We start from the raw sequence: 13,151 nt of genomic DNA on the forward strand, positions 1-13,151 counted from the left end.
CAAAGGCCCAAGCAATCAAACTCGAAAGCTATAAAAACGCATAAATCAAAGAAATATGCATCACAGCGTCCCAAGCAGGCATCAATCAAACCCAGGCTAAACCCAGATCAACCAATCCCAAATCAACCCACTTCCGCAGGCCGTCAGAACGCCGCCAACATATCCCTTCCATTCCATATTCTGTTGTCAAAGACCTCTGCTAACCATCCACTCAACCCAGCAGGGCCAAGGAAACTAGCAGGTCCAAACCGCCAGGTCAAGAACCTCAGCCCCGGCGGTGAAGAGCGATCTACACCCCACCCTCAGAACCGTCAACAGGCGACTTTCACCCAAAGCCACAAAAAATTCGTCCACGCCCATCAAAATCCGTCGCAAGGCGCAGAAAACAGGGGTTTTTCCCGATTAAAAAAATGGCGTCGTTGACTCAGAACTCCGGGACTTCCCGTCCCTGCGTCGTCCCAAGTCGTCTTGATACCCGACTCATGCCCGAGAAAAGCCGCATGTCAGAGCACCAGCCCCGCCGCCAGAGCCCTCAGCCCGCCGATGATCGATCATGGAAACGGGCACCTCGGCCGCCGCAAGGACCGCCCCAATGCCGCACGAAGCAACGACACCGGTTCTGAGGCCGCGCAACATCGCGTCACCAATCAATCCGAATCAGGACTATCACCGGAATCGCGAAATCGACTCCAACAGACCGCGGCAACACTTGCTGGAGCACGGCCTAACGCGCGAGATCGCCCGCTGGACCCCATGCCCACTGGCGGCAATCAACCCCACGCCTCATGCATGATCACGCAATTCGCCGCATCGCGATCATTGATCCGGATGAACATGCGGCTGCTTGAAACCCTTCCGTCTCGCACGACAGCAACATCCCCGCGTGCCCCCAGGCCCCGGCGCAGGCAAGGCTTGCATGACCCGACACGCCGGAGCACAGGAAACGCATGCCGCTCCCAGCGGAGCGGCTTTGTAGACTGCCTCTCAGCCCACTGGGGCTGTAAGCGCCTTGCTCTCCACCTTGTCGCCGACAACGATGCCAAGCTTCTCGGTCACACCGCCCTGCAATTCCAGCGTCGCGCGCGCAGGCCCATGGCTGCTGATCCGCGCCAGACTCTGCGGCACGGCGTTTTCGGCAATCGCCGAAATCCGCCCATCCTCGCCAATAAAGACGATATCCAGCGACACCAGCGTATTTTCCATCCACATGTCGCTCTGCTGCGGATAGGGCCAGACGAACAGCATGCCGCGATCGGCAGGCACCGACGTCCGGAACATCTCGCCGACCCGCTGCTGGCGCGGGGTCGTGGCCAGTTCGACGGAGAAGACGTGCTTCGTCCCGTTCGCGCCCGTGATCGTCAGGTTCTCACGCGGCAGTTCCGCCTGCGCCTTGGTCGGCGCATCATCCCCGACCTGGGCATGCGCGATCCCGATCAGTTGCCCTCCGCCCAGCGCCACAACCAGGCCGCACGCCGCGGCGCACATGCGCAAATCCCACATCATCCATTGCTCTCTTCTGTTTGTCGGCGACATCACCGCACGAACGGGTTGCTGCGCCGTTCGGCACCGATCGTGGTCATGTCGCCATGGCCGGGCAGAATCGTCACCGCATCGCCCAACGGCAGCAGACGATCCGCGATGGCCTGAATAAGCTGCGGACCATTGCCATAAGGAAAATCGGTGCGTCCGACCGACCCGCGAAACAAGGTATCCCCCACAAAGGCAAAACCAGCCTTGGGGTCATGGAACACCACATGACCAGGCGTATGGCCGGGAACATGCAGCACCGCGAGCGACCGCCCCAATACCGGCAGGCTTTCGCCATCGGTCACATAGCGATCCACCGTCACATTGCCCATGCCCGTCAGCCCGTATCGAGCCGCCTGCGCCGCGATATCGGACAGCAGGAACGCATCCCGCTCATCCGGCCCGATGATCGGCACCGTTCCGCCCTGAAGCCGAACCAGTTCATTGCGCAGCCCATCCGCTCCACCCGCATGGTCCAGATGACCATGCGTCAGCAGGATGCAATCCACCGTCAGATCACGCGCCGCGAGGGCATGCAGCAGGACCGGAACATCCCCACCCGGATCGACCACCACCGCATGCCGCGTGGCAGGATCCCACAGGATCGAACAATTCTGCCCGAAGGCGGTGACCGGCACGACGGCCAGTTCCAGCCCGGCCAGATCAGGAGTGGAAGACAACGACATAATGGCGACTCCTAGCCTTACACGCCGCGCGCCGGGACCCAGGGCCACGCTCCAACCCCTGCCCCGAACCAGACGCCGGAGGTTTCCGTTGTGTACGAGCCGACGACCGACGGAGCAAGGCCGCCCTGCGGCACGGCTGCTGGCCTGTCTATATTCACGCTGATAGAGTGATGCGCATGATGTCACAGCCCCTCCTTCATGACCCGCTGGACCTGGCCATCGCCTGGGCCGAGAACGGACAGCCGGCGGCACTGGCCACCGTCATCGCCACATGGGGAAGCTCCCCCCGACCGGCCGGCAGCATGATGGCAGTCAACAGCGACGGACGCATCGAAGGATCGGTCAGCGGCGGCTGCGTCGAGGCATCCGTCTTCGATGCGGCCATGACCGCGATGCAGGATGGCCGCCCCAATCTACTGTCTTATGGCGTGACATCGGAACAGGCCTGGTCGGTCGGCCTGGCCTGCGGCGGTGAACTGGACGTGCTGGTGGAAGCGGTCGGCCCAGGCGGCACCCTGCCCATGCCCATATTGCGCGCGGCGGTCGATCTGCGGCACCAGCGGAAACCCGCATTACTGGCGACACGCCTCTCCGACATGCGCCATGTGCTGGTCACCCGCACAACCCAGGGCGAGTTGACCGGCACCGTCGGCGGATCGATCGATCCACACCTGCTCCCGGCGCTGGAACAGTCATTCCGCGATGGCCGCAGCCGCCGCGTCACCGGCGCGGCCGACGAATCCTGGTTCCTGCATCTGTTGACGGCGCCCTACCGGCTGCTGATCGTCGGCGCGGTCCATATCGCACAGGTCCTGGCACCGCTGGCGACGACGATGGGCTTCGCGGTAACCGTCATCGACCCCCGCACCCAACTCGCCACCCCGGAACGCTTCCCCGGCATCACACTGGTCACCGAATGGCCGGACGAGGCCCTGGACTCTCTTGCCATCGACACCCACACCGCGATCGTCACCCTGACCCACGACGCCAAGCTCGATGACCCGACCCTGCGCACGGCCCTGGAGAGCCCCGCCTTCTATATAGGTGCGCTCGGGTCGCGCAAAACGCAGGCCTCACGCCTGGAGCGACTGGCGGAAGACGGGGTCGGCCCCGAGCGGACAGCCCGCATCCACGGCCCGGTCGGACTGGCGATCGGCGCGATCGGCGCCCCCGAGATCGCCCTGTCGATCCTGGCCGAGATCGTGGCCGTGCGCCGCGACGCAGCGCTGGCCCGCCACCCCGGCTGGACATGACCGCAGCCCCCGTCATCGCTCTGGTCCTGGCCGCCGGCCGATCGTCACGGTCCGCCCCGCACCACAAGCTGCTGACCGCCGATGCCAGCGGCACGCCGATGATCGCCCGCACCCTCCACGCCCTGTGCGCCAGCATGATCGACCGCGTCGTGGTCGTGCTGGGCCACCGCGCGACAGATCTGCGGAACGCGATCACCGCCCAAGCGCCCTATGCCCGCCCGCTGAGCACGATCATCGCGCCCGACCATGCGACAGGTCTGTCCGCCAGCCTGCGCGCGGGACTGCAAGCGATCGCGGAGCCCCCACCCGAAGCCGTGCTGATCTGCCTGGGCGACATGCCGACCCTCCGCCCGGACCTGATCAACCGGCTGATCGCCCGCCACCGGCACGACAACCCGCCCGTGACGATCCCCAGTCACGACGGACGGCAAGGTCACCCCGTCCTGTGGGACCGGACGATGATCCCGAGACTGATGACCCTGGAGGGCGACCGGGGCGCCGGCGCGCTGATCCGTGCACTCGGCGCACAGACAGCCATCGTGCCGGCCGACGAGACGATCCATGAGGATTTCGACACCCCCGCCCGGCTCGAACGGTTCGCCGCGTCGCGACCACCGCAGGGCGGTTGACTGGCCCCGACCCGGTGTCGGAGAAGGGCATGCGCGGCCCCGGTGGCCGCCAACATGAAGGACTGGCCCCAATGAGCAAGATCATCCGCACGGAACCGAACGCGATCCTGTCCAAGGTCGTGGAATATCACGGCTTCCTGTTCACCCAGGGTTTCGTCGCGCGCGACCTGAAGGGCGACGTCTCCGCCCAGACCCGCGATATTCTGGAGCAGATCGACGAAGCGCTGGAACTGCACGGCACCGACAAGACCCGCCTGCTCCAGGCCCAGATCTGGCTGAAGGACATCGCCGACCGCGACGCCCTGAACGTCCTGTGGTCCGCCTGGCTGCCGAAGGATGGCGCTCCGGCCCGCGCCTGCGTCCAGGCCACGATGGCCAGCCCGGAGGTCCTGGTCGAGATCATGCTGATCTGCACCAAGTAAGCCTTTCGATTTACCCGGAAACGGGGCCCGCCGGCCATGCCGGATGTCACTTTTATGCAACGGGTCCCGATTCCGATTCTCCTTCCGGGGCTCCGACCCCTCTGTTCCCCACATCCCCACACTTTCCATTTTTCATTGAATAACCGTGGTCTGCATTTTTCGATGAGGAATATATTCCTATTTTCTGAATCCAAACATCCCGTTTTCTGAAAATGTCATCGAAGCCGCATGAGAAATGCGGCGCCGTCTTGTCAGGGTTGCAGTGTCATTGCTACCCCTGTTGGGCAACGACAGTGTGTGAGGTCTTGTAGGATGCGGGCAGGTGGTTTGGGACGTGCGTTCCTCTTTTCTGTAGCAGCGGCGTCCCTGGGCCTCGTCTTCTCCGCCAACGCAGATGCGAACACGCGCCGGTCGGTTCATCATGCTGCACATGCCGCTCACGCGGTACATGCCGTGCAGCACGGGCACCATGTGGCGTTCCGTCGCGGCAGGCATCACGAAGCCGGCCATGTCATCCAGTGCGTGGCCTTCGCCAAGTCGGCATCCGATGTCGTGCTGCGCGGAAACGCGGCCAACTGGTGGTACAACGCTGCCGGCGTCTATGCCCGCGGCGCGGCCCCGGAATCCGGCAGCATCCTGAATTTCCGCGCCAACCGACGCATGCCGCTGGGCCATGTCGCAGTCGTTCGCCAGGTTGTCGACAGCCGCACCATCGTGATCGACCAGTCGCACTGGGCGCAGCGCGGCATCAGCCGCAACGTGTCGGTAATCGACGTTTCGCCCAACAATGACTGGACGGCGGTTCGCGTCGCCCTGGCCCATAACGGGGCCTACGGCAGCATCTATCCCACCTACGGCTTCATCTATTCCCGCCCGGACAGCAGCGGCCGCATCATGACCGCCAGCAGCGAGCGTTCGGTGCCGCAGACCATCAACAGCGTCCCGAGCGACCTGCGTCATCCGATGCGCTCGACCGAAGTGGCTGAAGCTCCCGAGAGCCTGCCTCGCGTGACCTACGGCCACGCCTTCCGCGAAGACGCCCCGAACCGCTCCATTCGCTAAACTGCGCGGCAACAAAAAGCCTTTCTCAAACACTCCCTGAGCCACCGCACACACCAGAATCCTGCCTGGAAATGTGGGCTGGTGAGCGAGAGCGCCGCATAGCGGCGCGCCCGTCGCGTGTTTCCGAGCATCGAAGCGGAGCGGCCTCAATGGCCGTGAGCACCGCAGCGCAGGAAACACGGGTCGGATCGCCACCAGCGCGCATTTCCAGGCAGGATTCTCAGGGGCGTCCGGCGCGATGGTAGGGATGTCCCGAGGCGATCGCCCGCGCCCGATAAAGCTGTTCGGCCAATAGACCGCGCACCAGCATGTGCGGCCACGTCATAGGCCCAAGCGAAAGCGTATCGTCGGCCCGCGCCAGCACCGGCCCGTCCAGCCCTTCCGCCCCCCCGATCAGGAAGCAGACCGGCCGCGACAGGCCCAGCCAGCGCTCGACATGCCGGGCGAAATCCAGGCTGGCATGCGCCCGCCCGCCCTCGTCCATCGCAATGACGAATGCCCGATCGGGCAGGGCGGACAACAGGGCCTGCCCTTCGCGCCGCTTGATTTCCGCGGCTGCCCCCCTACCCTCCGCAACCTCGACCATCTCCAGCTTCGGTGTCAGTCGTTCGGCATAACGCTGGAACAGGTCGCGATCCACACGGTCCTTCATGCGCCCGACAGCGATCAGCCGCATCATCGGACCGCGTCCTACTCGGCTTCCGGCGCTCCGCCGGGCGGCACGTCGAGATCGGCCCCCCACATGCGCTCCAGGCCGTACTGGGCCCGCGCCTCGGTCTTGAACAGATGCACGACGATGTCGCCGGCATCGATCAGCACCCAGTCGGAACCGTTCGCCCCCTCGATCAGCACCCGCTTCAGTCCCGCCTCACCCAGCTTGCGCTCCAGATGCGTCGCCATGGCGGAAATCTGCCGATCGGCAATACCGGTGGCGATCACCATCCGGTCGGCGAACGACGCACGCCCCGTCAGGTCCAGCACCACGATCTCCTCGCCCTTGTCGTCGGCCAGACTCTCGGTGATGACCGAGAGATATTTTTCCAGCTTGCTGATTTCCGCCGGTTCGCGGTTCACCGCCTTGCCGGGGCCGGCAACGGCCGCCTTCTTGCGCGGCGTACCCGGCGCCCGCGCGGCACCCGGCACTGCGGCCAGTCCGGCCGTTGTCTTTCTGCCGGTCGTGCCGGCTGTCTTCTTGGGTGCCGTGCGACGAGTGGTACCCGTATCGGCCGGAGGCTTCCTGGCGATGACTCTTACTCCTGATGTTTTCTGTGCGGGATCACCTTGAGGCGCCAACGCACGCTCCAACGCGGTGGCACGCAATTCCGTTGCTGATATACCGATCTGCGGGGCAGGAAGAAAGGCCCAGGCGCACGGCGCGCACTCGGCCAGGACCGGCGCCTCCCGCGCCGGCCGCCGCCAACGGCCAAGCGCCAGCGCCGCCTGCCCCCGAAGCGCCGCCGGATTGTAAGGCGGCCGGGGCAACACCGCGAACGGCACCATCGAGACCATGCGCCGCCACCGCCGCCAGCGCGGCAGGTCCGCCAGCCCGTCCGCCCCCATCAGCCAGACAAATTCCACATTGGGAAAACGCAGCCGCAGCAACGCCAGCGTATCGACCGTATAGCGCGTGCCAAGATGCCGCTCGATATCGGTCGCGATGATGCGCCGCCCATCGACCTTCGCCGCCACCCCGGCCAGCCGCTCCGCGAGCGGCGCCATCCCTCTGGCGGGTTTCAGCGGATTCCCTGGCGAGACCATCAGCCAGACCTGATCCAGCCGCAACAACCGCAACGCCCGCTGCGCCAGTTGCAGATGCCCGACATGAACCGGATTGAACGATCCCCCGAGAAGACCGACCCGAATCCGCCGCCCGTCTCCCCAAACCGGAAGCGATGTCACAATCAGGGACGCTGCTGGCCCGTCCCCACCACTTCGTAGCGGAAGGTCGTCAGCTGCTCCAACCCGACCGGACCACGCGCATGGAAGCGCCCGGTCGCAATACCGATTTCCGCGCCGAAGCCAAACTCCCCGCCGTCACAGAACTGGGTCGAGGCGTTCCACATCACCACCGCACTGTCGGTGCCGTTCAGAAAGCGCGCCGCGACCTCGGCATCCTCGGTCACGATCGCCTCGGTATGCGCGCTGCCAAACCGCGCGATATGCGCCAGCGCATCCTCCACACCATCGACCACCGCGATCGACAGAATCGCATCCAGCCATTCGGTGGCGAAATCGGCCTCGCTGGCCGCCGGCAGGTCCGGCAGAATCGCCCGCGCCCGCGCATCCGCCCGAAAGCCGCACCCCTTCGCCGCCAGATCGGCAACAATCCCCGGCAACAGCGCCGGCGCCACCGCGGCATCGATCAGCAGCGTCTCGGTCGCCCCGCAGATCCCCGTGCGGCGCATCTTGGCATTGACCACCACCCCCCGCGCCATCGCCGGATCAGCGGCTTCATGGACATAGGTGTGACACAGCCCTTCGGCATGCGCGAGCACAGGCACCCGCGCCTCGCGCTGCACGCGCTCGACCAGCGATTTGCCACCACGGGGAATGATCAGATCAATCAGCCCCGCCGCCCCCAGCATATCCGCCACATGGCGCCGATCGGCATCCGGCGCGATCTGCACCGCCGCCTCCGGCAGGCCGGCAGCCCGCAAGCCCGCCGCCATCGCCCCATGAATCGCCCGCGCACTATGCAGGCTTTCCGACCCACCGCGCAGGATCACCGCATTGCCCGACTTGATGCACAAGCCCGCCGCATCGGCCCCGACATTGGGGCGGCTTTCATAAATCATGCCGATCACGCCAACCGGCGTCGCCACCCGGCTGATCCGCAACCCGTTGGGCCGGGTCCACTCCGCCAGCACCCGCCCGACCGGATCGGGCAGCTTCGCCACATCCTCCAGCCCCGCCGCCATCGCCTCGACCCGCGCCGGGGTCAGCGTCAACCGATCGCGAAACGCCGCACTCGCGGTCGAGGCTTCAAGATCCAGCGCATTCGCCGCCAGGATCTCGTCCTGCCGCTCACGCAACGCGGCGGCGGCATGGCGCAGGGCCGCATTCCGGGTTTCGGTAGAACTCCGCGCCAGAATCCGGGTCGCCTCACGCGCCCGCGCACCCAGCGTCGGCATGGCCGGGGCCCACTCTTCCATGACGGATGTCACTGCGTTCATGACCGGCCTCCCTGCCTCGATAACGGATCATTTTCGAACCGTCCGCCCGGCGAGGGCAAGGGGAGAAAAAGCCGGGCGATCATTTCCCGTTCTTTTTTGAAAAAAAGAACCAAAAAACTTTCATCCGTTCAGGAGCCTTGTGCTGGGGACACGCGACGCCCCTGAACAGATCAAAAGTCTTTTTGCTTCTTTTTCTTCAGAAAAAGAAGACCCCCTTACACATTGAAGCGGAACAGCAGAACATCGCCATCCTGCACCACATAATCCCGCCCTTCGATCCGCAGCTTGCCGGCTTCCTTGGCACCAGCCTCGCCCTGGTAACGAACGTAATCCTCATAGGCGACCGTCTCGCAGGCGATGAACCCCCGCTCGAAATCGTTATGGATCACGGCCGCAGCCTGCGGCGCGCGCGTGCCGGCCGTAATCGTCCAGGCACGGGTCTCTTTCGGGCCAACCGTGAAATAGGTTCGCAGCCCCAGCAGCCCGTAACCGGCGGCAATCACCCGATCCAGGCCGCTATCGGCCAGACCCAGCCCCTCAAGAAATTCCTTGCGATCCTCCGCCCCCAACTGGCTGACTTCCGCCTCGATCGCCGCCGAAACGACAACGACGGCCGCACCTTCAGTCTCCGCGCGCGCCTGCACCTTCTTCGAGAAGTCATTGCCGGTGGCGGCCGACGCTTCCTCGACATTGCAGACATACAGCACGGGCTTGCTGGTCATCAGTTGCAGGCGACGCACCGCCTCTTCCTGCCCGGCGGGAATCGCCGTACGCGCCGGCTGCCCCTCGCGCAGGGCCGCGATCAGCGGCTCCATCAGCGCGACCTGGGCAGCGGCCTCGCGGTCATTGCCCTTCGCCTTCTTCTGAAGGGCGACGATCCGCTTCTCCAGCGAGTCCAGATCGGCCAGCATCAGTTCCGTCTCGATGATCTCGGCATCACGGATCGGATCGACCCCGCCTTCGACATGCGTGATGTCGTCATCCTCGAAACAGCGCAGAACGTGGATGATCGCATCCACCTCACGGATATTGGCCAGGAACTGGTTGCCCAGCCCCTCCCCGCGCGAGGCCCCGCGCACCAGGCCGGCGATATCGACGAATTCCAGACTGGTCGGCAGGATCTTCTGCGACTTGCCGATCTCCGCCAGCTTTTCCAGCCGAGGGTCAGGCACCGCCACCCGGCCCACATTGGGCTCGATGGTGCAGAACGGATAATTCGCTGCCTGGGCCGAAGCCGTCTCGGTCAGGGCGTTGAACAGGGTCGACTTGCCGACATTCGGCAGGCCCACGATACCGCAATTGAACCCCATCAGCCCTTCTCCCCGGCCAGCATCGCCATTTTGGTCATGAACAGTTCGGGCTTCCCGTCCGCAAGGACCGGCGCCGTGTCGGACAGGCCGTCGAGCATCGGCTCCAGCCAGTCCTGATCGCTTTTCGAAAAATCACCCAGAACGTGGCCCGTCACACGCTCGCGCACACCAGGGTGCCCGATGCCGAGACGTACACGCCAATAGTCCTGGCTCCCCAGCATCCTGTCCATCGAGCGCAGGCCGTTATGCCCCGCCGCGCCGCCTCCGCGCTTCACCCGCACCCGACCGGGCGCCAGATCCAGCTCGTCATGAAAGGCGGTGATGGAATCGACTGGTATCTTGTAGAAGGCCGCCGCCTGCTGAACGCTCTCGCCCGAAAGGTTCATGTAGGTCATGGGCTTGAGCAGCAGCACCTTGTGCGCACCGACCCGCCCTTCGGCCACCTCGCCGCGAAAGCGTTTCCGCCATGGCGTAAAGCCATGGCGGAGCGCGATGCGGTCGACGGCCATGAAACCGACATTGTGCCGATGCCGGCTCATTCCCGGCTCAGGATTACCGAGCCCGGTCCAGAGCAGCATTGCCTTTTCCCTGTCGTCTGGCCGTCAGGTCCGTTCTTACTTCTTCGCCGGCCCCTTCGCCGGAGCCTTCGCCGCCGGAGCGGCAGCGACTTCCGCCGGGGCCGTGTCGTCGACGGTCGGCGCCGCAACGGTGGCGATCACGAAGTTCGGGATCTGCAGAACGGGGGTCACGTTCTCCGTACCCGCCAGATCATCCCAGCGCACGTTGTCATGGATGTCGAGCTGCGACAGGTCCACGGTGAAGGCATCGGGGATGTTCGCCGGATCGACGCTGACATCCACGCTGTGGCGGACGATGTTCAGCACGCCACCGCGCTTGATGCCGGGCGACTTCTCTTCACCGGTGAAGACGATGCGCACTTCGACATGCACGCGCTCGCCGGCGGCCAGACGCTGGAAGTCGACATGCACCGGCTGGTCGGTCACCGGGTGCAACTGCACGTCGCGCATCAGGGCAGTGGTCGACGCGCCATCGACGGTGATGTCGTACACGCGCGAACGCCAGCCGCCCTTGTGCATCTCACGCAGCACCAGACGGGGGTCGAGGCCGATCAGCGTCGGTTCCTGCTTCGCACCATAGATAACGGCCGGCACCTGACCGGCACGCCTCGTCGCGCGCGCTGCCCCCTTACCAGCCTTCGCGCGCGAAGAAGCCTCAAGTTTCGTAAATTGGGTCACGTTCTGCTCCTGAAAACCTGTTCACGCAGGCCTCCAGGGGTGCCCGCGCGTGGGGGCGTGTAACGGAAAAGCCCGACCGAAGCAAATATTTCGGCGCCAGACGGCCGCGCGATCAGCCCATCTCGTCCAGGCTCCACGCCGCATCGGCCGCAGCCGGCGGCCGAACCCACAGCGGCGTGGCATTGGGCAGGCGCACATTGGCCGGCAGCCCCATCGCCGATCGCAGGGCACGGAACATCGCGCCATGGCAGACGATCAGCACCGTCCCCTCGCCATCCAGCGCGCGATTGACCGCCGCCACGGCCCTGGCCCGCAATTCAGCGAACGGCTCGGCCCCGTTCGGCGTGTAGTCGCCGGCGATCCAGCTATCGTACCAATGGCCCATCGGCTGGCCTTCCTGGTCGCCGAAACAGACCTCCTGCAACCCGTCATCCACCGCGACCGGCAACGGGTGCCCACCCGGCGCGGCCATCGCCTGCGCCACGATCTGCGCCGTGCGCAGGGCGCGGACCAGCGGTGACGCCACGATCCGCGCGATCGGCGCATAAGCGGCTTCATCGCGGGCCAACAGCGCGCCGGCCGCCTCCGCCTGGGCGATGCCCCGCGCATTCAGGGGAATGTCCGACCGCCCCTGCGACCGCCCCTCGGCGTTCCAGTCCGTCTCGCCATGACGCAGATACCAGTAAGGCCGGGCGATCAGCTTGGTCATATCCGGAAGCTCCTGTCGGTTCATCCACCCCCGATAGGTCGTCCCCCTCTCCCCGGTCAATCCGGGGGAGGCACCCTCAGCCGCTCAATCGAACAGCGAGGAGACCGAGCTTTCGTCCGATATCGCCCGCATGGCGCGCGACAGCAGGTCGGCCGTGCTGATCTGGCGGATATTCTCCGCCTTCGCCACGGCCTCGGTCGCGGCAATGCTGTCGGTCAGAGTCAGCATGCGAATCGGCGACTGTGCGACGCGCGACACAGCACTGCCGGTCAGCACACCATGGGTCACATAGGCTTCAACCGCCACCGCACCCTGGTTCATCAGGGCCACGGCGGCGTTGCACAACGAACCGCCGCTATCGACGATATCGTCGACCAGAATGCAGTAGCGGCCGCGCACATCGCCGATCACGTTCATCACTTCGGACACGCCCGCCCGCTCGCGCCGCTTGTCGATGATGGCCAGATCGACATTCAGCCGCTGCGCCAGTTGCCGCGCCCGCACCACGCCACCGACATCGGGCGAAACGATCATCAGGTTCTCGAAGCCACCGGGGATATCCAGAGCAGGCGCCGCGTACGGTAGCGAACCGGGCTCGATCCGCCCCTTGATATCGCGCGTAAACAGCGGCGCAGCGTAAAGATTGTCCACCGGAATATCGAAGAATCCCTGGATCTGCATCGCATGCAGATCCATCGTCAGGACGCGATTTACCCCAGCCTCGACCAGCAGGTTGGCCACCAGCTTGGCGCTGATCGGCGTACGCGAGCCGGATTTACGATCCTGCCGCGCATAGCCGAAATAGGGTATCACCGCCGTGGCCCGACGGGCCGATGCGCGACGCAGCGCATCGAGCATGATCAGCAGTTCCATCAGGTTGTCATTGGTCGGCGAGCAGGTGCTCTGGATGACGAACACATCCTCGCCGCGCACGTTCTCATGGATCTCGACGAAGACTTCCATGTCCGCGAAACGCCGGACCGACGCGTTGCACAGCGGCATCCGCAATTCCGCCGCCACCTTCTCGGCCAGGGGCAAATTGCTGTTACAGGCGACGATCTTCATCTGGCAACGCTCCCGGAAGGCGCACTCATGGCTGGCGCGCGGGTTCTAGCAACCGCGCC

The 13,151-nt window shown here is 65.1% G+C and carries 15 protein-coding genes and 1 pseudogene; 5 read left to right on the plus strand and 11 right to left on the minus strand.

Features of this window, described 5'->3' with window-relative positions; translation table 11 throughout:
• A partial coding sequence (locus tag HLH25_RS20005) for a hypothetical protein (RefSeq protein ID WP_220791772.1) occupies positions 1–423 on the plus strand: 423 nt, incomplete at its 5' end.
• Positions 424–984: 561 nt separating this feature from the next.
• On the opposite strand, the gene HLH25_RS10035 is transcribed toward HLH25_RS20005, so the two are convergent.
• On the minus strand, positions 985–1,500 hold the full coding sequence (locus tag HLH25_RS10035) for a DUF192 domain-containing protein (protein WP_182974035.1): 516 nt from the start codon (positions 1,498–1,500) through the stop codon (positions 985–987).
• A gap of 32 nt (positions 1,501–1,532) precedes the next feature.
• Entirely contained in the window at positions 1,533–2,213 is a 681-nt protein-coding gene (locus tag HLH25_RS10040) for an MBL fold metallo-hydrolase (RefSeq protein WP_182973938.1), read from the minus strand.
• A 179-nt stretch (positions 2,214–2,392) separates the two neighbouring features.
• Between HLH25_RS10040 and HLH25_RS10045 the strand changes: the two genes are divergently transcribed.
• The 4 genes from HLH25_RS10045 (at position 2,393) to HLH25_RS10060 (ending at position 5,579) form a co-directional block, all read left to right on the plus strand.
• Positions 2,393–3,466 (plus strand): XdhC family protein, encoded by a 1,074-nt coding sequence (locus HLH25_RS10045; protein ID WP_182974036.1) that lies wholly within the window; start codon positions 2,393–2,395, stop codon positions 3,464–3,466.
• A complete protein-coding gene (locus HLH25_RS10050) occupies positions 3,463–4,095 on the plus strand; it encodes a nucleotidyltransferase family protein (protein WP_182973939.1) in 633 nt (210 codons plus the stop codon). The genes HLH25_RS10045 and HLH25_RS10050 overlap by 4 nt, the downstream gene beginning before the upstream one ends.
• Positions 4,096–4,166: 71 nt before the next feature.
• Positions 4,167–4,517 (plus strand): RidA family protein, encoded by a 351-nt coding sequence (locus HLH25_RS10055; protein WP_182973940.1) that lies wholly within the window; start codon positions 4,167–4,169, stop codon positions 4,515–4,517.
• A 312-nt stretch (positions 4,518–4,829) separates the two neighbouring features.
• A complete protein-coding gene (locus tag HLH25_RS10060; protein ID WP_182973941.1) occupies positions 4,830–5,579 on the plus strand; it encodes a CHAP domain-containing protein in 750 nt (249 codons plus the stop codon).
• Positions 5,580–5,799: 220 nt separating this feature from the next.
• Here HLH25_RS10060 and HLH25_RS10065 read toward each other — a convergent pair whose 3' ends face one another.
• The 9 genes and pseudogenes from HLH25_RS10065 to HLH25_RS10105 all read right to left on the minus strand — a co-directional run bounded on the left by HLH25_RS10065 (position 5,800) and on the right by HLH25_RS10105 (position 13,092).
• Positions 5,800–6,255, minus strand: a complete 456-nt coding sequence (locus tag HLH25_RS10065; protein ID WP_174788004.1) for a 23S rRNA (pseudouridine(1915)-N(3))-methyltransferase RlmH — start codon at positions 6,253–6,255, stop codon at positions 5,800–5,802.
• A gap of 14 nt (positions 6,256–6,269) precedes the next feature.
• Positions 6,270–6,731 (minus strand): ribosome silencing factor, encoded by a 462-nt coding sequence (gene rsfS, locus HLH25_RS10070; RefSeq protein WP_220791775.1) that lies wholly within the window; start codon positions 6,729–6,731, stop codon positions 6,270–6,272.
• 204 nt (positions 6,732–6,935) lie between these two features.
• A pseudogene (locus HLH25_RS10075) lies at positions 6,936–7,478 on the minus strand (nicotinate-nucleotide adenylyltransferase); the annotation flags it as partial.
• Positions 7,479–7,480: 2 nt separating this feature from the next.
• Positions 7,481–8,731: a glutamate-5-semialdehyde dehydrogenase gene (locus HLH25_RS10080; RefSeq protein ID WP_246401992.1), complete on the minus strand. Its 1,251-nt coding sequence runs from the start codon at positions 8,729–8,731 to the stop codon at positions 7,481–7,483.
• A 236-nt stretch (positions 8,732–8,967) separates the two neighbouring features.
• On the minus strand, positions 8,968–10,062 hold the full coding sequence (ychF, locus tag HLH25_RS10085) for a redox-regulated ATPase YchF (RefSeq protein ID WP_182973943.1): 1,095 nt from the start codon (positions 10,060–10,062) through the stop codon (positions 8,968–8,970).
• Entirely contained in the window at positions 10,062–10,640 is a 579-nt protein-coding gene (gene pth / locus HLH25_RS10090; RefSeq protein WP_182973944.1) for an aminoacyl-tRNA hydrolase, read from the minus strand. The genes ychF and pth overlap by 1 nt, the downstream gene beginning before the upstream one ends.
• A gap of 36 nt (positions 10,641–10,676) precedes the next feature.
• On the minus strand, positions 10,677–11,318 hold the full coding sequence (locus HLH25_RS10095; RefSeq protein WP_182973945.1) for a 50S ribosomal protein L25/general stress protein Ctc: 642 nt from the start codon (positions 11,316–11,318) through the stop codon (positions 10,677–10,679).
• A 112-nt stretch (positions 11,319–11,430) separates the two neighbouring features.
• A complete protein-coding gene (locus tag HLH25_RS10100) occupies positions 11,431–12,027 on the minus strand; it encodes a histidine phosphatase family protein (RefSeq protein ID WP_182973946.1) in 597 nt (198 codons plus the stop codon).
• 84 nt (positions 12,028–12,111) lie between these two features.
• Positions 12,112–13,092 (minus strand): ribose-phosphate pyrophosphokinase, encoded by a 981-nt coding sequence (locus HLH25_RS10105; RefSeq protein WP_182973947.1) that lies wholly within the window; start codon positions 13,090–13,092, stop codon positions 12,112–12,114.
• Positions 13,093–13,151 lie beyond the last annotated feature (59 nt).

The sequence above is a fragment of the Gluconacetobacter dulcium genome (assembly GCF_014174165.1).
Taxonomy (GTDB): domain Bacteria; phylum Pseudomonadota; class Alphaproteobacteria; order Acetobacterales; family Acetobacteraceae; genus Gluconacetobacter; species Gluconacetobacter dulcium.

Excerpts from the sequence above, each read along its gene's own strand:
- HLH25_RS10035 (WP_182974035.1), bottom strand. The coding sequence starts at position 1,500 with ATGTGGGATTTGCGCATGTGCGCCGCGGCGTGCGGCCTGGTTGTGGCG.
- HLH25_RS10105 (WP_182973947.1), bottom strand. The coding sequence starts at position 13,092 with ATGAAGATCGTCGCCTGTAACAGCAATTTGCCCCTGGCCGAGAAGGTG.
- HLH25_RS10080 (WP_246401992.1), bottom strand. The coding sequence starts at position 8,731 with ATGGAAGAGTGGGCCCCGGCCATGCCGACGCTGGGTGCGCGGGCGCGT.
- HLH25_RS10050 (WP_182973939.1), top strand. The coding sequence starts at position 3,463 with ATGACCGCAGCCCCCGTCATCGCTCTGGTCCTGGCCGCCGGCCGATCG.
- HLH25_RS10060 (WP_182973941.1), top strand. The coding sequence starts at position 4,830 with ATGCGGGCAGGTGGTTTGGGACGTGCGTTCCTCTTTTCTGTAGCAGCG.
- HLH25_RS10045 (WP_182974036.1), top strand. The coding sequence starts at position 2,393 with ATGTCACAGCCCCTCCTTCATGACCCGCTGGACCTGGCCATCGCCTGG.
- ychF (WP_182973943.1), bottom strand. The coding sequence starts at position 10,062 with ATGGGGTTCAATTGCGGTATCGTGGGCCTGCCGAATGTCGGCAAGTCG.
- HLH25_RS10100 (WP_182973946.1), bottom strand. The coding sequence starts at position 12,027 with ATGACCAAGCTGATCGCCCGGCCTTACTGGTATCTGCGTCATGGCGAG.
- HLH25_RS10040 (WP_182973938.1), bottom strand. The coding sequence starts at position 2,213 with ATGTCGTTGTCTTCCACTCCTGATCTGGCCGGGCTGGAACTGGCCGTC.
- HLH25_RS10055 (WP_182973940.1), top strand. The coding sequence starts at position 4,167 with ATGAGCAAGATCATCCGCACGGAACCGAACGCGATCCTGTCCAAGGTC.
- HLH25_RS10065 (WP_174788004.1), bottom strand. The coding sequence starts at position 6,255 with ATGCGGCTGATCGCTGTCGGGCGCATGAAGGACCGTGTGGATCGCGAC.
- pth (WP_182973944.1), bottom strand. The coding sequence starts at position 10,640 with ATGCTGCTCTGGACCGGGCTCGGTAATCCTGAGCCGGGAATGAGCCGG.